At 42.2% G+C, this 18238-nt stretch carries 15 protein-coding genes and 1 tRNA gene; 9 read left to right on the plus strand and 7 right to left on the minus strand.

Translation table 11 applies throughout. The annotated features are described in order from the left end of the window. Positions 1-258 precede the first annotated feature (258 nt). Positions 259-1638, minus strand: a complete 1380-nt coding sequence (locus MA_RS01340) for a COG1470 family protein (protein ID WP_048064846.1) — start codon at positions 1636-1638, stop codon at positions 259-261. A 409-nt stretch (positions 1639-2047) separates the two neighbouring features. Between MA_RS01340 and MA_RS01345 the strand changes: the two genes are divergently transcribed. Further along, on the plus strand, positions 2048-2773 hold the full coding sequence (locus MA_RS01345) for a hypothetical protein (RefSeq protein ID WP_011020310.1): 726 nt from the start codon (positions 2048-2050) through the stop codon (positions 2771-2773). 12 nt (positions 2774-2785) lie between these two features. On the opposite strand, the gene MA_RS01350 is transcribed toward MA_RS01345, so the two are convergent. Together MA_RS01350 and MA_RS01355 are read right to left on the minus strand one after the other, a co-directional pair. Continuing rightward, on the minus strand, positions 2786-4510 hold the full coding sequence (locus tag MA_RS01350) for a vWA domain-containing protein (protein WP_048064847.1): 1725 nt from the start codon (positions 4508-4510) through the stop codon (positions 2786-2788). Positions 4511-4554: 44 nt separating this feature from the next. Beyond that, a complete protein-coding gene (locus MA_RS01355) occupies positions 4555-6069 on the minus strand; it encodes an AAA family ATPase (RefSeq protein WP_048064848.1) in 1515 nt (504 codons plus the stop codon). Positions 6070-6526: 457 nt separating this feature from the next. On the opposite strand from MA_RS01355, the gene MA_RS01360 reads away from it, so the two are divergent. The 3 genes from MA_RS01360 (at position 6527) to MA_RS24930 (ending at position 8760) form a co-directional block, all read left to right on the plus strand. Further along, positions 6527-7270, plus strand: coding sequence for a HesA/MoeB/ThiF family protein (locus MA_RS01360; protein WP_011020313.1), 744 nt, complete (start codon positions 6527-6529; stop codon positions 7268-7270). A gap of 271 nt (positions 7271-7541) precedes the next feature. Then, positions 7542-8480, plus strand: a complete 939-nt coding sequence (locus MA_RS01365) for a hypothetical protein (protein ID WP_011020314.1) — start codon at positions 7542-7544, stop codon at positions 8478-8480. A gap of 103 nt (positions 8481-8583) precedes the next feature. Next, the gene (locus MA_RS24930) at positions 8584-8760 is read left to right on the plus strand and encodes a Bax inhibitor-1 family protein (RefSeq protein ID WP_083755864.1); all 177 of its coding nucleotides are present in this window, start codon (positions 8584-8586) and stop codon (positions 8758-8760) included. A 40-nt stretch (positions 8761-8800) separates the two neighbouring features. Here MA_RS24930 and tnpA read toward each other — a convergent pair whose 3' ends face one another. Further along, entirely contained in the window at positions 8801-9196 is a 396-nt protein-coding gene (tnpA, locus tag MA_RS01370) for an IS200/IS605-like element ISMac7 family transposase (RefSeq protein WP_011020315.1), read from the minus strand. A gap of 46 nt (positions 9197-9242) precedes the next feature. On the opposite strand from tnpA, the gene tnpB reads away from it, so the two are divergent. Both tnpB and MA_RS29250 read left to right on the plus strand, forming a co-directional pair. After that, the gene (gene tnpB, locus MA_RS01375; RefSeq protein ID WP_011020316.1) at positions 9243-10355 is read left to right on the plus strand and encodes an IS200/IS605 family element RNA-guided endonuclease TnpB; all 1113 of its coding nucleotides are present in this window, start codon (positions 9243-9245) and stop codon (positions 10353-10355) included. Positions 10356-10691: 336 nt separating this feature from the next. Further along, on the plus strand, positions 10692-10817 hold the full coding sequence (locus MA_RS29250; RefSeq protein ID WP_281085532.1) for a hypothetical protein: 126 nt from the start codon (positions 10692-10694) through the stop codon (positions 10815-10817). Positions 10818-11008: 191 nt separating this feature from the next. Here the strand turns inward: MA_RS29250 and MA_RS01380 are convergent, their stop codons facing one another. Beyond that, a complete protein-coding gene (locus tag MA_RS01380) occupies positions 11009-11905 on the minus strand; it encodes a right-handed parallel beta-helix repeat-containing protein (protein WP_011020317.1) in 897 nt (298 codons plus the stop codon). Between the two features lie 881 nt (positions 11906-12786). On the opposite strand from MA_RS01380, the gene MA_RS01385 reads away from it, so the two are divergent. After that, positions 12787-13710, plus strand: a complete 924-nt coding sequence (locus MA_RS01385) for a hypothetical protein (RefSeq protein ID WP_083755865.1) — start codon at positions 12787-12789, stop codon at positions 13708-13710. A 481-nt stretch (positions 13711-14191) separates the two neighbouring features. Further along, positions 14192-15439 carry a phosphomethylpyrimidine synthase ThiC gene (thiC, locus tag MA_RS01390; RefSeq protein ID WP_011020319.1) on the plus strand — a complete coding sequence of 416 codons (1248 nt, stop codon included), beginning with the start codon at positions 14192-14194 and terminating at the stop codon, positions 15437-15439. Positions 15440-15792: 353 nt separating this feature from the next. Here thiC and MA_RS01395 read toward each other — a convergent pair whose 3' ends face one another. Next, positions 15793-16875 carry a hypothetical protein gene (locus tag MA_RS01395; protein ID WP_048066073.1) on the minus strand — a complete coding sequence of 361 codons (1083 nt, stop codon included), beginning with the start codon at positions 16873-16875 and terminating at the stop codon, positions 15793-15795. A gap of 542 nt (positions 16876-17417) precedes the next feature. Continuing rightward, positions 17418-17491 (minus strand) — tRNA-Thr (locus MA_RS01400). Between the two features lie 183 nt (positions 17492-17674). Between MA_RS01400 and MA_RS01405 the strand changes: the two genes are divergently transcribed. Beyond that, positions 17675-18235 carry an aldolase gene (locus MA_RS01405; protein WP_011020321.1) on the plus strand — a complete coding sequence of 187 codons (561 nt, stop codon included), beginning with the start codon at positions 17675-17677 and terminating at the stop codon, positions 18233-18235. Positions 18236-18238 lie beyond the last annotated feature (3 nt).

An 18238-nucleotide genomic window follows, 5' to 3' on the forward strand; every position in this document is an offset into this window, starting at 1 on the left:
CTTCTAATCTGTCCGTCAAGTTCCGGAATATGAAGTTCAGAGACCGGGAAATAGTCTCAGGGTCCAGGGCATTCTGAATCTCTGATGGAAGGATAAATTGTCCGAAAAAGAGCATAGGGCTTCATAGAATAATAAATCAAAAATACGGAAAGTAAATAAAAAAAGAAGAAAATAAATAAAAAAAAGGAAAATATATAAAAAAGGGAAATGAGCCTTTTATAGATAAATAAACCAAAAAAAAGAAAGAAAGGGGGCAGTTTATTCTTCTACAGCCCCTATTGTGACGGAATATTCAAAGTTTTCAGTGTTTTTGGGCAGGATTGAAAGTGTCCAGTCGCCTGTAGCTCCCGGAACCGTATAGGTTTCTACGAAGGTTGTGGTCCCTGCCTGGTAGCTCCCCTGGTTGGAAGTTTCCATGCCGCCTGCAATTCTTGCGGAGACATATGAAAGATAGGGTTGCGGGTATGTGTCATCTATTATGCTTACAGAACCGCTGTATTTCGTGCTTACGAGAGTAGGTGTTACTTCGTTCCCTGAGGGGTCTTTCAGATTTACCTCAAAAGAGGGGGTAAGGTCCCGGTTTCCTCCTGCGGTGTAGAGACCGTATCCATACTGGTAGGAGCTGACCTCTATGCTGATAGTGCCGTTGTTTCCGGCTTTAAAGGTGGTTTCGTAAGGCTCTTCGGGGATAGGCAGAATGCGGAAATTCAGCGAAACCTTCCCTGCATAGTCTCTGATTCCCGGGTCATCGATGTTGAGGTCGAGGCTTCCGGTGTAGCTTCCCTTTGCATCAGCCGGAACTTTAAGTGTCAGCTTTACGATGGCAGTTTCTCCTGCTTTTACTTTTTCCGGGGCGTCGACATTTATCGCATCATTTCCGAAGGCATACGTTCCCCCTCCGTAAGGGGAGATACTATCATAATAGATTATGTCGCCTTCCTCTGTAAGCTCGGGGGAGATTGCAATATCCGTATTGCCCGTATTCCGGATTTTTATCTCATAAGTGTAGGTCTTTCCTGCTTCTACAAGGTCGTTGACGTAAGGTGTAAGGATCTGGACTGCAGGTGGGGTCCAGACCTGCAGGTTCAGCTGCATTGTGCCCGGGAAGTTCGGATAATATCCTGCTACGTCTCCTTCAGGCACATTTTCCGTAAAGGCGATTAGTACGGCATAGTTCCCTAAATCCGCATCTTCAGGTATGTCCACTTCGATCTCAAACTCCGCTTTTTCTCCCGGATCCAGGTCTTTTGCGGAGGGGCTGATGCTGACCCAGCTTTCATCTATGAAGTTTTCAGTATAAGGGATGATTACGAGCCTGGGATCCAGTGCAATGGTTTTATTGTCTTTGTTTTCAACAGTTGCGGTAAAGTTTTTACCGTCTCCGGGTTTCAGTTCAAGGTACTGGTAGGCTGGATCTACACTGATTTTTTCAAACTCGGGATAAAAGTCTTCAGCATAACTCGCGGATACAACCCCTGAACCGGCTACCATTTTTGTCTCTATCACTCCAATCTCTGCAGGTTCTGCAGCCACTGCTCTATTCTCTGTCCCTGCTCCTGCACAGGCAACCGAGAGAATGGATACGAGAAGGAGTCCGCATATGACTATTTTCAATGTCTTCATGTTCTGCATACTCATGCTTTTCACCTCGCCTGATACTAACTAAGGCATGGGACTTATAAAAAAATTACTTAAACTACGAATCAATCTGTAGTTATTTTCTAAAAATAAGGATTTTAAACGTTTTTTTACACATATAGGTTTATTTTATCTGCTTATTCAGGGAAAAAATTCTTTTTGTGCTTTTTTCAGTTCCCTTATTAAATACTGTTTTTCCAGAATCCCAGCACGATATCCGAATTTAGCTGCAGCATAAACAGAAAAAGATATTTAACCTCAGAATGAAACCTGTTTATGTTAAACCATATATGTGCCTATATGCAAAGATATAATGGGAAATAGTTTGCTGAAACCACTTTCAGCTACGAACGTTTTCAGAAGAAATTAGTAGAAACAGAGTAATTCTTGATTTAACACAGGTACGGATGTGATTTTCTTGCTCAAAAGCAAACAGGACATATTCAGGAAATTTTCAAGCTCCGGCTGCAGGGTCAGGAAAAGCCCCGGGTCCGGGAAGGGTTCCTTACATGACTCTCTCATGTGGTCCTGTCCTGTAATTGATGCTGATTTTGTCGAGGTCTGCGAAGCCTCTGACGATGACGATTCTCCCGAGCTGGACCCTGAATTGATAGAAAATCTCAGGGAATACCTCCGGACGAGGTCTGAAGAGGAAATCACCGAAATCTTTGAAGAAATTCGCAAAATCCTGGAAAGCAGAACTTCCGAAGGTCGGTTTTCGGGAGACTCAATGGGAGGTTCTTCTGCCTGCGAAAAAATACGGATGAAGGAGATTCCGGGAAGAGCTTTCAGGACATTTACGAAAACAGCTTCTTGCGGAAAGGCCCGAGTAATTAAGATTTCAAAAACAGTATCTTCGAAAGCTTCAACAATAGCTTCCGGGGGCAAAGAGTCGGTAAAAGTCTCTTCGAAAAAACTCAATGACAGGTGGAGTAATCTAAGTCCCAACGATCGCAAGATGATTTCCGAGGTCCTTATCACAGTGATTGAAATCGGGTTGCTCAGGAATTCCTCTAAAGGTAGAAGGGCGGCATTTGTTGTTTTGTCAAGCATCTACAGGCATCAACCGCCGGGCAGGAAAGATCTTGAGGAGTTCATAGACGAGGTGAACAGGCGTTTTAAGCGCAGGCATTAAACTCTGCTCCGTTTAAAACATCCTCGCAGGTCTGCTGACTGCTCTTATAAATCTTGCAGGGCTTTCCTCAACCTGCCAGCTTCCTGCATCAGGGATAATATAGGTCTGGTCCGAGACCTGGTCCAACCCTCCTGCATCATAGTTTCCTATTATCAGGGAAAAGATGCGGGCTTTTCTTTCGGTTTTTATTTCATTCCATTCCCGGATAAGGGGTCTTTCCGAGAGTTCGGAGGCCCCGTCGGTCAGGAAAAGGAGGTCTGCGCCCTGAAAGGCTTTTTCCCCTTTTACTGCTTTTAGCCCTGAACGGAGCGCAGTGTTAAAATCTGTCCCGCCTCCGAATGTGTATTTGAGAAAGTCCAGAAACTCTTTACCCATACGCTTTTTATGCGTAAGTTCGATCTCAACCGTTTGCCATTTCGATGAGAAAAGAATTACTTTGACATCCCTGTTTTCTCTTAACATCCTCCTTGCAATTGCCAGGACCACGGCTTTTGCAAGGATCTCAGGGGCTCCCCGCATGGAAGCCGAGGTATCGACAAGGGCGACAACGGGCCCTTTTCTCCTTTTGCCTGCGGAGTTCGAGTTCCAGTTTTTCCCTCGCAGCTGGTATGTAAGGAGCTTTTCCTCGAGCATGTCAGCATAGAACTTGCGCTTCAGGATGGGGTTTTTGAGTTTTACGGCTTCTATCGGAAGAAGAGTCTGGATTTCCCCTGAAAAGGTGATTGAGTGCACTTCGCTTCTGCTGTGCGGTGATAACTGCAGTTTTTTTGAGCCGTACTCAAGCTCCATCCTGCCAACCTGTTCGAGAATTTTCCGCAGGTCGGAACTTTTCCTGAGGATTGCCGCATATTTCTCAAGGTTTTCGAAGTATTCCCTGTGCAGGGCCTGTAAGGAATAGTCCCACATTCTCCCCGGAAAGAGCATGGAGAGGATCTCAAGCATTTCAAGGTGGTCTTCAAGGGCAGGGATAAGCTCTTCAAGCTCTGCAGCTATCTCTTCCTCTACTAAGGAGTCAACTGCTTCCCTGGCTTTTTCACTGAGCATGAATTCCCGGGTCATTGAGGCAAGTCTTTCCGATCCTTCTCCGTTTTCAGTTCTCAGATTCGGGTCTTTTTCTTCCCGGGCTCCCCAATTTTTAAGGAAACTTTCCCGGTTATTCTCACCTTCTTTCTTTTTTTCCCGGAATTCTTCAGGACTTTTCTGCCAGTCAGGGTATTTAGGACTTTCAGACTTTTCCAGCCTGTTTCTTTCCCATGCTGCCTGAGTTTCACTGATCAGCTCTTTCAGGGCGTTCAGGCTCTTTTCCAGTCCTTTCTGGGATTTCCTCAACAGATCAGGTTCTATTTTTTCGTATTCTCCAAGGAGCGTAAAAAGATGTTCCAGCAGGCTTCTCAGGATAAAAATTCCTGCCATCCTGTTGCTTCCTGCAAGGGTTTTTATTTCTTCCCAGACCTTCTGGTTTCTCATGCTGAGGAAGATCGGATAAAAAACCCCGAATTTTTCCATAAAGCGTTTTTCGTCCTTTATTTCATAGTCTTTCCCTGAAAGGAGTTCATAAATAAGTACTTCTGCAATCTCTTCTCTGAGCCTGTGAGGGACTTTTCGGGGGGTTGCCAGAAATTCCCGGAGTTCTATATTCAATATCGTATAAGGGTTAAATGCCTGGTCAAAAGATAACGCCCTGTTTGATCCGGAAAGGTCTTTGAAATCTCTTTTCGAGCTTTTCAGGTCCTGCATAGTTTCTTATTTCCTGTCTTTTTCGGGTTTTTGAGAACCCTTTCTCAGGCAACTTCTGCTTCTTCGAGTTCCACGTCAAATATCTTCGGTTTTTCGAGCAGGGCCCGGATTTCGTTCAGATAGTTTGCGATCTCGTAAATATCCGTGTTTTTGGAGCGGTATTTCATCAGGATCTCCTTGCTGTCCTGCCCGGAAACCCAGATGTTCTCCCTGAGGGTCTCCTCAAGGGCTTTTTCTTCTTCCTGCACCTGTTTTCTGAAGTAGTTCAGCTTTTCTTCAAGGTTTTCGTACTCTTTTTCGTAGAGCTTCTTGTCTCCGTAGTCCAGGCTGAGCTTGAACTCAAACCCGTACTTCCGGCGGAACTGCTCTGCTACTGCTTCGAAGCTCAGTGAACCGTTAATGTTGTTTCTGTATTCAAGCCCGAAACTGTAGGTGTGGGTAGGAAACTCTGCATGGTGCTTTAAAAAATCAAGGGCATTATTGAATGTGAGACTCTTCGGGGTTTTCACTGCCGTAAATCTGGAGCTCTTCATACCACCGGTTGTTTTTTTCTCCTCTTCGAAGCACTTGTTGCAGTATATCAGGTCCGGAAGTTCCTGCTGCAGGCAGCTGTAGACGGAATTTCTAAGATCAAGCACGTTCTGTTTGAGCTTTCCGGTATCAGTGCCTCCGGAGACGACCCTGTCCAGAATAAGTTTCCTTATAGTTTCCTTTTGCTCAGGGAGGTCCCAGAGCATGTGCTGGAGCAGGACAACAGTCATCCTGTTTACGCTTTCGTGCCCGTTGATGGCAGAAGCGACCCTGAGCACGTTTATAATCTTCTTCCAGCGCCTGTCCGAAACGAAGATATTTGAGTTCTTAAGCTCTCTTCTTAACCCCCTGATAGTTGCCCGGACCTCTGGGTCTACACGCATATCCTTGGCTTTCTTCTGGATTTCCTTTATGTCTTCGACCGAGAGTTTCGTTGAAGGCGTGAAGTCTTCGGTATTTTCGAAAATGAGGGCTTCAAGGTTTTCCTCATGCTGGATGTAGTCCACGCTGTACCTGAAAAGGAACCTGTCATAAAGGGCTTCAAGGCTTTCATCTTCTTCGGGCAGTTCGTTGGAAGCCCCGAAAACGGAAAAGAGAGGGACATCCATAACTTCCTTTCCGTTATGGTATTTCCTCTCGTTCAGGACTGTCAGGAGGCTGTTTAAAATAGAGCTGTTCGCCTTGAAGATCTCGTCAAGAAGGGCTATATGAGCAGTCGGCAGGTAGCCTTCTACTCTTCGGCTGAATTCATCCTTTTCAAGCGCCTTTAGAGAAAGCGGTCCGAATACTTCTTCCGGAGTGGAAAACCGGGTAAGGAGATAATGGAAAAAATTCCCTCCCTCGATAGTTTCGCAGATTTTGTTTGCAAGCAGGGTTTTTGCAGTTCCCGGCGGGCCCAGCAAAAGAACGTGCTCTCCTGAAAGCAGCGCCAGCAGGGAACCGTTGATTTCAGCGTCTCGTTCTTTAAAGTAACCAGAAAATTCCTGTTTAATATTGAGGATAGTATTTTTCAAATCCAGAACTTTCATGAATTTCAAACCTTTTTATATCTCTCTTTTCCAGCATCTCATCCGTAATCATGCAAAAAGGGCTATGCAATAATAAGCAGCAGTACCCGGTTCAAAAAATCTTAAAAATAATTAACCATTTTTATGGGTCTCGCCTTAATTAATTTTTCCAAAAAAATTCTAGTTCGCAACCCTTTATTTATAACCCTTGTTCGTAACCTTTATTTATAACCCTTGTTCGTAACTTCGGATATGCTTGCGGGTTATATCTCCTTCTCAGTTATATGCTTCTCTACCTTAAAGTACGAAATCTGGGTATCACTCGAATGCTGTCCGAAGATGTTATGCATAAGGAAGTTAATCATTACTGAAATGTTCTAACTTTTCTGGATAGTAGAGTTGTTAGGAGACAAACTGGTGTTATCCGGAACTGGCCGGTAGAATCAATATTCGAGAGGAATATTCTGGAAGATCTTAAATGAATGATTTAGAACGTGAAAAATACAGCAGGCAGATCCTTCTTTTTGGGGAGGAGGGGCAGGAAAAGCTGAAGAATTCCAGAGTGCTGGTTGCAGGTGCAGGCGGACTCGGAAGCCCTATTTCCACATATCTCGCAATAGCCGGGGTCGGGAAAATTATTCTTGCGGATTTTGACTCGGTTGAGCTCAGTAATCTGAACAGGCAGTTTCTCCATCACGAAAAGGATATTGGGAGAGCCAAGATCGAATCTGCGAAGGAAAAGCTTCTTTCTATGAACCCAGGGATTGAGGTTGAAACCATCGGGGAAATGATTTCCGAATCAAACATCGAATCCCTGATTCCCGAATGTGATATTATTGTCGATGCCCTTGATAACCTTGAAACCAGGCATCTGCTCAACAGGCTTGCCGTAAAAAGGAAAATTCCTCTGGTTCATGGAGCAGTTACCGGATACGATGGGCAGGTGACTACGATAATTCCCGGTAAAACTCCATGTTTTTACTGTATTTTTCCGCGGATTTCCAGAAAAGAAGTTTTCCCGGTTTTAGGGGCAACTCCGGGAGTTATAGGTTCTATCCAGGCAAATGAAGTAATTAAATTCCTGACAGGAAAAGGAAAACTTCTCGAAGGTCGCCTTCTGTTCTGGAATGGATTTTCGGGGAATTTCAGTGAAATCTCTCTCTCAAAGTTAAACAGTTGTCCTGTTTGCGGATTTCTTAACAAATCGGATGAAAATAAATGAAACTACATGAAAATAGCCAAGAACAACCGGGAATCTCTGAAATTAGCTGGAAATCTCTGAAATTAGCTGGAAATCTCTGAAATTAGCTGGAAATCTCTGAGAATTTCTGAAAATCATCTAAATATCTGAAAATAACTTAAAATAAATGAAAAAATGAGGTTTTTTCCTGTTCTAAGGAATCATAATCCTTTGTTCCCTCCCCATTGATCATTTTTTATATATCCTCAGTAATAATATCTTATGAGTTATTTATGTCATAGGAGGAGATTTCATGAAAAGGAAGGCTCCGCCAGTTGAAACCGGAGGCTTTAACCGGCAAGACTGTTCAGGCTTCTTGCCTGAGGGATTTCACGACCTTAACCCATCTGCCCCTTATTTCTCTTCTGCTTCTGCCCCTAATTTTCCCTATCTTGACCTTGGGATCTGTCGGGAATCCCAGGTTAAGTCATTGATCAGGGCTCACAGCAAAGATATGTACCGGTTGCTTGAGAAGGTCCGTTTTGATGGAAAATACTATAGGGTAAAGTGTGTAAACTCCGGGGATTGGGAATACTGCTGGGACCTTGCAGTCAGGATTCAGTTTTTCGGGAAAATGCAGGGGATTGTTCTTTATCCCAAACGTCTGGTTTCCCAAAATGAAAAAAAGATTGTTTACAGGTCCGTAATCCTTGTTAACCCCTATCAGCTCTGGGACGAATCCCTTGTAACCCGATTCTGGAACTTGCAGGAAAGAGTCGAATTCCTTATAGCCAGAATCCTTTTTCACGAGTGCATCCATCTTATGATCTCGCTTGGAAATACCCTGCCAGCGGGTTTTGGAAATACGGATATCTATCTTGAGTTCAAACAGATGCTTGAGATTCCCCACTCAAAAAAACTGATATCCGAACTTCATGAGGTACAGTTCCGCCTCTGGAATCTCGTCCTGTTTGGGGCCGAAGGATCCGAAAACGAACAGACTTTGCTCGAAAGAGTCCAGGAAATCTATGAATTTCTTATTAATGAAAAATACAGTAACCAGAAAACGGGAAAGGTTTTTCATTCCCCCTCTAACAATGAAAAATTAGCCCGGAGATATGCCTGGATTGCAGGTGTCAAAGCCGGAGGGGACGTCCATGTCAGCAAAAATATATGGAAGGTCGAAGTCCGCAGACTCAGCATAGCCCTGAGAAGGCTGTATAACGGGATTGATAGGCTGCGGGTTAGTTGAGTCAGAGAGGCTTCTTCTCATTTTCTGGTTTTTTTCCTTATCCCTTCTCTGATCTTTTCTTTATTTCTTTCCCTTATCCCTTCTCTAATCTTTTTCTTTTTTCATTTACACGGAAGCTTCCATTTTTTCTTTATTTTGGGTTTTAGCTTTTGTATTCGGGGCTATGAGCCTTTATGGTTGCACCACAAATACTGACCTGAGTGGCGTGGGTAATTTGCTTATGACATTTGTGGTGGGCCTGATAGCAGCTCTGATTATCAATTTATATAAAGAAGCGTAAAACCCCTGAGTCTTTAGCTCAGGGGATATAAGCGTCAACTTCAACCCTGATTCCGTATATAATATTCTGTGGCTTCTTTACTAACGTTTCCGATGGTAGAAGCAAAATATCCATCGCTCCACAATGTGTTTTCGCCCCTATAATACTTTTCCAGATATTCTTTTTGTGTTTTCCAAATTCTGTTCGTAGATTCATGTTTCTGTTTTCGGACAATAGATAGAACACTGACTTTCGTTTCGCTCTTAATTAAGAAATGGATGTGATCTTTGTCAGTTTCCATTTCAAGAATTTCAAAGTTTGACCCTTTTGAAATATCAATCACAATTTGTTTGAGTTCTTCGCTGATTGGTTCAAGTATAGCTTTTCGATATTTGCAAACAAAGATAATATGATACATTAACAGAAATTTGCTATGATTCCTTGTCTCATATTTCATATTTACAAAAAAATATATGAATTGTTAAAGCATATGATCTCTTTGTATGATGAAAGCGTTCAAATTTAGGCTCTATCCTACAACTACACAAGCTGATCAACTCAATCAACATATAGGTAGCTGTAGGTTTGTCTATAATTGGGCACTTGATCAGAAAATTAAAACATACGAACAAACAGGGAAATCAATTTCCAGATTTGACTTAAACAAATTAATTCCAGCTTTGAAGACCTCTAACGAATGGTTAGGAGAAGTCAATTCTCAATCATTACAGGGGATGACTAAGCAGGTTGAGTCTGCTTTCACTCGATTTTTCCGAGAGAAGAATGGATTTCCGAAGTTTAAGTCAAAGAAAAATCCTATCCAGTCTTTTCCCGTACCCCAACACTATTCTGTGAATTTTGAAAACCATACCGTTAAACTTCCTAAAATTGGTGAGATTAAAGCAGTTCTTCACCGAAAATTTGATGGAGAGCTTAAAACAGCTAGGGTATCAAGGACTTGTAAAGGGCATTACTACATCAGCGTCCTTGTTGAAGACGGTAAAGAACTTCCTGAAAAACAGGGATTCTCAGAATCAACAACAGTAGGAATAGATGTGGGTATCAAAGATTTTGCCGTCCTTTCCACAGGAGAAAAGATTGAGAATCCTAAATACCTGAAAAACTCTTTGCAAAGGTTAAAGGTCCTTCAGAAAAGAGTATCAAGGAAACAAAAAGGCTCTAAAAATAGGGCAAAAGCCAGACAGAGGCTTGCTGTACTCCACGACAAAATAACAAATCAGAGGAATGACTTCCAGAACAAACTCTCTTTTAGACTTGTTAGCGAAAACCAAGCTGTAGCTCTGGAAACTCTGAATGTTAAAGGTATGGTTAAAAATCATCATTTGGCACAGGCTATAAGTGATTCTGCATGGAGCAGCTTTGTAACAAAGTTAGAATATAAAGCAGAATGGTTTGGAAAAGGCGTATTAAGGATAGGACAATTTGAACCTTCTTCTAAGCTCTGTAACGTGTGTGGATACCATAATAAAGAGCTTCAGTTAAAAGACAGAGAATGGACTTGTCCTGATTGTAAAACAAAACATGATAGAGACATAAATGCCGCTATCAATATCAAGAAATTCGCTCTCATAGATCAAAATCTAATTGGATTGTAACACCTACGGAACGTGGGGAAGAGCTTGGGGACTTGCCCTCAATAGAGGGAAGAATGAACCAAGAAGCAACTCAGTCTTTAGCTGAGTGGTAGTTCACTCTTACAAAGTTCGCAGTTTGATCTCATTATCTCAAGTATCGGCGTCCTTACCTTTTCAAGGCTTACAGCCTATGATACCCAGAAACTAAAAAAGTTGAGCCAGGGAGATCTTGAGGTGCTTAACGAACTTGGGTTTTTCAATGATAAAAACAAAGAGAAAAGTGAAAATCAGACCGATGCAAAACCTGAAGGAAAAGAGAAATCCGAAAAAAAAGCCTGAGAAATAAAATCCCCAGAAATGATTGCAGCCGGATCTGCAGCTCATAAAGATCTACTCCTCGGAGCCCTCGTCCTTTATCTGGATTTTGTAAACCTCTTCCTGTACATTCTGAGGGCAATGGGAGATAATAACGATAATGATTGAATTCAACAGAAATGATTCAACAAAAATGATTCAACAAAAATGATTAAGCCGGGAAAACCGATTTGGTATGAAAGTACTTTCAATTACTTTCATTATTTGTGCCTGCTATTCGAAGTCGTGTGTGTTTTTTTGAAAAATAAGTGGATTGGCTCTCAGTTAATGAACTGAGAGTTTTCCAGGTATTAAGTTTCTTATGCACAATTTTCAATTCTGTTGTCGTGGATGTTTACATTTGTTTCTTTTGTATTCAAGTGTACTATTGCAGGAGCAGGCAAGTCATGGAAATAGTTGCCGGAAGCTTCTATGTTTTTAAGAGTTCCCTGTAATTCCAGGCCTGCATATCCGCCGCCAGATGTGGTACATTCGTTGTTTTTCATGACTCCGTTGGTAACGGAATCGAACCGAACGGACGAATTGGTTCGGTTAATAAATTTGGAGTTCTTAACTGTAATGCCTGTTACGTGATAGGCATATACCCCATCATGCCCACATTTGTTTACGGTTACCGTATCTATTAATATGTTGCTGGAATCTGAAATAAGCATGGCATCATTACATCCGTTCTGGAATGTAACATCCTTTACTGTTAATCCATTGCAATTTACTATAGTTGCCATGTTATAGCAGGAAGTTCCGAGCCTGACGTTAGGATAATAGTCGCTCTGGCTTCCGTCAACAGTTAAGTTTTTTATTGCAATATCGTTTGCAGAACTGCCTCTAATCATAAGCATGGCTTTCTTATCTACAATACTGCTCTCGCGCCCACCCCATACGGGTAATCCAGATGCAAGCTTAATTTTTACACCTGACTCTCCTTCAAGGATTGTTTTGCTGCCTATCAGAAGACTGTCACCTATGACATATGTGAACGGGCCTTTAAGGTGGACAGTTGTGCCTGGATTTTTTGCTGCATATTCCAGTGCCTGGTTAATCTGGACGTGATCGTCTTTTCCATCACAGTTGTAGTCTCCGCTTCCATCTCCAGCAACAGTAATCACATTTGTGCTCTGAGCGCCCATTACGTTAGGTAAGGTTGTTAAAATAAGACATGTTGCCAGGAATAGGGTTCCTAGCTGTTTTTTCAGCATCGTATCACCTTTGGGTTGGATTTTTATAGGGATTTCAGTGAAATCAAAATTTATAGGGTAATTCTCTACTTTCCCAAATATTTCTTAAAATTCCATATTACGTACTCGTAATACCTTTTTTCCGATATCTTTAATTAGATTGGTTTAATTTCTCTAACCAGATCGGCTCTATGTTTTATTCAAAATTTCATATTACGTCTGCGTAATACTTTTGAACCTATCCAATTCGGTTCTCTGCGATTTATGCGGGCGGACACGTGCACACAGAGTCTCCACTCTCCAACACATTATAGGGATCAGTACTGGAGGTGGCGGAGTTAGAAGTTTTGACTTCTACAAATCAAAATTTGCTACTGACCATCTGGATTTTATTCCTTCGGTCAATACCTCCTGTTTCGATTATTCATGGCCTTCAGCCAGGTCAGCTCTTACTTGAAAAAGTTTTCATTCACCTGTTATTGAATCACCGAGCTGACATTCAGAGTCTACGCAGTCCTGTTATAAAATATTTTTGGTATTTTTGTAATAAAATTAATACAGTTATCTCTCATTTTCGGCAACGGTAGGCGTTTGAATGGATTGTTAGGTAGAACTTTGGAGAGCTTATTATATTAATTATAAAACCACTTCTATATATTTAGCTCTATTCCCTGCAGAGCAATGGGTGTCAAAAAACTCCTGTGGGTTTCTAAAAAGAATTGTAAGTAGGAACGAAATATGGACGCGTATCAAAATCGGCGACTGATTTTTCTAATATTATTGGTGGAAAAATAAATCAATATATAAATCGAGTTATTATAATTATCCTAATATTAATATTGGTTTATGTTGTCATTATAAGTGAGGAGATTTGGACTTTATTGTCATATGGTGGGGAAAAGATGAACGGTAGGTTACTTTCGATATCGTCGGTTCTTATGTTTTTGATTCTGGCATCGACTGCGGCGTCAGCCGCTCAATGTACAAAAATTGGCAGCGGATCTGAGCCTGCTATTGATGCTAATAATATAGTGTGGGTAAGTGGGGGAGCAGTTCATGTTTTTGACCTGGCCTCCAAAAAAGACGCTACAATCAATTCTTCTGCAGCGTCTCATCCGGCTATCTCGGGCAGCATCCTGGTATGGCATGACGAGAGTACCGGAGTGCCGAGACTTACCTTATATGACCATGAGAGCCGGGCCAGGTCTTATATTACAAAGGGCGTGGACCACGACAGCGTTCCCGCTATTTCCGGCAGTAGAATCGTGTGGAGTGCAAATTCCTGTGTCTATATGTATGATGTCTCTACCTCCACACAGACCGGGATAGCAGCTGGGAACAATCCTGACATTTATGGTAGCAAAATCTCATATGAATACGCTTCTGCTAAAAATACCTCGCAGATCTACGTATATGATCTCACCACTAAAAAATCAATAGACGTCAGCCAGTATGGCGATAATATGTTTTCACACATTTATGGCGATAAAGTCATATGGTCGGATTTTTACACCCGGCTTGGCAATATCCGCATGTATGACCTTGCTACCCGGCAACAGACAGAAGTCACAACCGGAGATGATATGACCGGCTACGATACAGGGGGTTCGACTGATATTCACGGCAATAATATTGTGTATCTAAAACACAATGACCTTGCAGATATGGATTCTGGTGATGTATATCTCTATGACATAGCTACAGGAAAGAGCATACAACTGTCTTCGGGTAACACTGCACAAACCCCGGTTATATCCGACAACATCGTTGTCTGGTCAGATTGCGGTAGTATCTATGTTACATTCCTGACAGGAGTGCATGCTTGAAAACGGACTCCTGTAGCAGGATTTTGACGGGGGAGTAAACTCCAAAAGTGCCGTCACTGAACTTCATATCTTTACCAGAGCTGGAAAATCTACTTTCAGCTCAATAGTGAAAAAAGAGTCTGAAGCATTATCTTAGCGAAGATGTTGAGCTGAATCAAGAGTAAATAACTCGCGGTGAAGTAAGGTAGCGATAACGATTTCGCTGCTTGCATTTTTTTATTTGCGGGTGCAAGTGGGAAATGTTCCTTTTTAAGTGGCCTGTTTAATTCTTTTTTATGTTAGATCCCGCCGCTCAGCTTATCGGAACCAATAAGCTTGAAGTCTATTGTTAACCTGTTTTTGGCTTATTGTTAACCTATGCCTTAATAACCAGGGAATTGTTTCTCATATTATCTTCTTAATAAATATAATACCAAACTTGCACGGATGAACTGCCAAGCCGGTATTTCTACACTATTAAATACAGAGAGCGGAAAACCCCATGAGAGACACACAGATTGATTACGCCCGTAATGGAATACTTACTCCCGAGATGAAACAAATTATTGGGAAAGAAAATATTGATGAGGATACGCTGCTTTCCCGCGTGGCCGAAGGAAGTCTTATTATAATGACAAGGAAAGGCTGTCCTCCCGTGGCTATAGGAAAAGGTGCCAGCACTAAAGTAAATGTTAACCTGGGAACATCTGCTGCAAAAATTGATGTGGATGCCGAAATAGAAAAGGTAAGAATTGCGGATAAATATGGAGCGGATACGATCACCGATCTTTCTATGGGCGGGGATATCCGGGCCATACGTACAGGCGTACTGGAAAACAGCAAACTCCCCATTACCACGGTTCCGATCTATCAAACGATTGTTGAATGCGGGATGAAGGAGGTTACTGCTGACGATATTTTTTCATATCTCAGGGCTCAAGTGGATGAAGGTATGAGTTCTGTGGTCTTGCATTGTGTGGAAAAAGCTACCCTTGAAAAATTGAAAGGCATGGGCAGAGTAATGGGGATGGTATCCAAGGGAGGTTCCCTTACCAGTGTTTATATGCTCATAAACGGTTGTGAGAATCCCTTCATAGAGAACTTTGACGAGGTGATTGATGTTCTCCGGAAGAAGGATGTGGTCCTTTCCCTTGGAAACACCATGCGAAGCGGCTGCATTCATGACCTGAATGATGGTGCCCAGATGATGGAGATCAATACCAATGTCCAGCTTGCAAAAAGAGCTAATGAGGCAGGTGTACAGGTCATAATAGAGGGCATGGGTGGGCACATACAGGCAGCCGATATTCCTGCTCACGTTAAGTTATATAAGTCAAAATCAAGTTTTCCTCTATTTGTTGCAGGGCCCCTGCCCACAGACATTGCCCTTGGGTATGACCATATTGCAGGTGCAGTGGGCGCCAGCATGGCAAGCGGGGCAGGAGCCGATTACCTGTGCTACATTACACCAGCAGAACACCTTTCCCTTCCAGGTCCAGAGCAGGTGAGAAAAGGGCTGATAGCCTTCAAGATAGCTGCCCATATAGGGGATTCCATGAAATACGGGATGAGCAACAGAGATTTGCTGCTTGCACAAAAGCGTGCCCGTTTTGACTGGGAAGGACAAATGGAGCTTGCCCTTGATTCTGACAGGCCAAGGGATATTTGCCCCATGACAGGCCCGTGCTCCATGTGCGGCGAGTACTGTGCCATAAAAATCATGAGAGACTACCTTGAAGGTGATAAATAACCCCAGGTTATTTTAGTACCTGAGGAGTTCTCCTAGTTCTGTAGAGTGATGTGTAGCTATAATTAACGTTACATCTGTCCTCTATATGACTTGCTTGAATTTTTTCCATTCAAGCAGGAATAACATCACGATAATTCTTGATTAATATATGGAATCTTTTTTTCTCCTGATCAGGTTCCTTTCTTTTATTCATCGTGAGCTACAGGAGATTATTTTTCAAAAATAGTGATTTTTAGTTGGTTATCGATTCTGTTGTTGGTTACAATCTTTGACTTCTCAAGGGCAAAGTCAGATAACAGGATATCTGAAAAGAAAATATGTAAGTATTAATATGAATTAGGTGAGTTTTTCTTTTACCATACCCCGTTGTTCTTCAGGGTAGCAAGAATATTTGTGAACTCATTGCTGAACTTACATTTCCGGAAATCAGGATTTTCCAGAATATTTCTCTTTATTCCTTGCAGTGCGATTAAAAGGCTCATATCATTACTATATTCGAATTCATCTTCTGATGAGACTATATTTTCGGCAAGGATTTCGATGAATTTTGGGTCGAGATCATTTGTAATATAAGTGTCCAGGATCAAAAGATCTGCAATTCTTTTATAAAATTCGATTAGTCTCTGGTAGTTTGATAAGGAATAAACTTTTGCTGTATGTTTTTGAATGTTAAGATAAATCAGGTAGCGCGATATTGTGTTTATCAGGGTCTCTACGGTCTCACATTCAGGAAATACAATCGGAAACCTTTTGAGCACTTTGGGATACAGGTTGCTGTTCTCTCTCACTTTTTCGCGGTTCCAGATCTCCGGAAAAACCCTTGATATCGAGGAGTTAAGTACCGCTGTTACATAATGGTAGATTGTGGGGTCTCCGAGGACAATTCCAATTCCTTCTGCAAATACATGGTTTCCGGCAAAATCATATGATGCCTGCAGACGATAGTGGTCAGTAATGATAATTTTAGGCGTGTTAATGTAATGCAGGAAGCTTTCATTTTTCAGGCGGTAACAATCAGCTGAATTCAACCCTTCTCCATCTGTCCTGAACTTATATTTGATCTCCCTAAGCCGTTTATAAGCCATCGGAAACCTTGTTTTCATCTCTTCTGGCTGAAAGATTCTGTATTCTTTTCTTACGTTGTTACCGAGTATTTCATAGGGGAGCATAAACCGGTATTGGCTGGAGTTAATAGCAAATTCATTAGACAGAGAGTCATCCATATAAGGGTACATAAGTTCCTGTTCTATACTTACACTCCTCAGCAGATCTCTGCAGATATACGAGGTGTTTGTACAGTCTCCCCTTGAAAGATTTACTTTATGTATGAAATCATTCGTTGAGGGTATGCCTTCAAAGATCTCTATTGAAACATCCTCCAGAGTCCGAGGTATTTTGCTCAACCTTTCTATGATATTGTCTTTACTCCAGAACATACACTCCACTCCTTTGTCCTCATGCAACATCTCGGCAAATTTCTATGGATACTGGTTGCAATACTCCTGTAAAACTTCATTTATACCGCCAGATTTTGAGATCTGCATATTATTTCCGGAATCTCTTGTTAAATTCTATATACAATTTTTATATAATAATTTTCCATAAAGCAGGTTCACAATTAAAATCGTTTTTCTCCAGACTCTGGTATTAATAGGGTTCGATAATCTTCACGTCATTCACTCCCCTATTTTCAATGGGAGTTTAAAATTTGGTCCGAGTCCGGGTTAACAACTCAGATTAAACCGGGTTAGGACAGTTGGACAGAAGGCAATGGTTAAAACCGGACTACAAAGTATAACTCGAAAAACTCTGAAAATTGTGAGGTAGCGAAAAAATCCCGGAATCAAAAAACAGATTCAGAATGTTGTCAAAAAATCCCTGAAGCTTTCCAAAAAAGAAACAAGAAACTCTATTATATAAATATCTGCCGCCGTCCCGAAAAGATCCTCTGGAATCAGACCTTAATTAAGAAGTACAAAGCCCCGTGCGTGATTTGAACACGCGACCTAGTGATTACAAGTCACTCGCTCTACCGGGCTGAGCCAACGAGGCGTAATGAAACTGATTGCAGACTTATCTAAATACAATACTCACAGATAAACTTTATGGCAGAACCCTCCTTTCCCGACATATTCTAAATTGCTTTAACTGTAGGCTTATGATCTGCTTTTACAGCTTTCTACCGTTTTGACGGTGCATAAGCCTTATGGCATTCTTTATCCATATCTCGCATAGATGTGGCAGGAAATGGCAAAATACGGGCGCAAGCTGGTGGGACACGGGCTTGTGGAATCAAACTTCGGGAATATCAGTGTCAGGGCCGGAGACCGGATGCTTATTACCCGGAGTGGGACTGCTCTTGATGAAATCACCGGGGATAACGTTGTTGAGGTGGAGATTCAGGATACCTCGTCTCTGGATATAATTGCGTCTTCCGAAACGGTAGTGCACAGGGAGATCTACACGAAAACTTCTGCTCTGGCAATAATCCACGCTCACTGCCCTTATTCGGTGGTTGAGTCCCTGCTTGCCGGTCCTGCGGGAACGATTGTTCCTGTGGACAGTGAGGGTCAGTATTTCCTCGGGAATATCCCGGTGGTAAGCGGCGGAATCGGGAGCCTGGAACTTGCCGAAAACCTTGCAGGTGAGCTTTCAGGACACAGAGGGGCTGTGGTTTTCAGCCACGGAACTTTTGCCATCGGAAGGACTCTCGGAGAAGCTTATATTGTGACCACGCAGCTTGAGCACTCCTGCAGAATAAAGTACCTGTATGAGCTTGCAGCCGTAAAAAAGTGAAAA

Source organism: Methanosarcina acetivorans C2A (assembly GCF_000007345.1).
GTDB classification, from domain to species: Archaea; Halobacteriota; Methanosarcinia; order Methanosarcinales; family Methanosarcinaceae; genus Methanosarcina; species Methanosarcina acetivorans.

Excerpts from the sequence above, each read along its gene's own strand:
- MA_RS01340 (WP_048064846.1), bottom strand. The coding sequence starts at position 1,638 with ATGAGTATGCAGAACATGAAGACATTGAAAATAGTCATATGCGGACTC.
- MA_RS01350 (WP_048064847.1), bottom strand. The coding sequence starts at position 4,510 with ATGCAGGACCTGAAAAGCTCGAAAAGAGATTTCAAAGACCTTTCCGGA.
- MA_RS01355 (WP_048064848.1), bottom strand. The coding sequence starts at position 6,069 with ATGAAAGTTCTGGATTTGAAAAATACTATCCTCAATATTAAACAGGAA.
- MA_RS01360 (WP_011020313.1), top strand. The coding sequence starts at position 6,527 with ATGAATGATTTAGAACGTGAAAAATACAGCAGGCAGATCCTTCTTTTT.
- MA_RS01365 (WP_011020314.1), top strand. The coding sequence starts at position 7,542 with ATGAAAAGGAAGGCTCCGCCAGTTGAAACCGGAGGCTTTAACCGGCAA.
- tnpA (WP_011020315.1), bottom strand. The coding sequence starts at position 9,196 with ATGAAATATGAGACAAGGAATCATAGCAAATTTCTGTTAATGTATCAT.
- tnpB (WP_011020316.1), top strand. The coding sequence starts at position 9,243 with ATGATGAAAGCGTTCAAATTTAGGCTCTATCCTACAACTACACAAGCT.
- MA_RS29250 (WP_281085532.1), top strand. The coding sequence starts at position 10,692 with ATGATTGCAGCCGGATCTGCAGCTCATAAAGATCTACTCCTCGGAGCC.
- MA_RS01380 (WP_011020317.1), bottom strand. The coding sequence starts at position 11,905 with ATGCTGAAAAAACAGCTAGGAACCCTATTCCTGGCAACATGTCTTATT.
- MA_RS01385 (WP_083755865.1), top strand. The coding sequence starts at position 12,787 with ATGAACGGTAGGTTACTTTCGATATCGTCGGTTCTTATGTTTTTGATT.
- thiC (WP_011020319.1), top strand. The coding sequence starts at position 14,192 with ATGAGAGACACACAGATTGATTACGCCCGTAATGGAATACTTACTCCC.
- MA_RS01395 (WP_048066073.1), bottom strand. The coding sequence starts at position 16,875 with ATGTTCTGGAGTAAAGACAATATCATAGAAAGGTTGAGCAAAATACCT.
- MA_RS01405 (WP_011020321.1), top strand. The coding sequence starts at position 17,675 with ATGTGGCAGGAAATGGCAAAATACGGGCGCAAGCTGGTGGGACACGGG.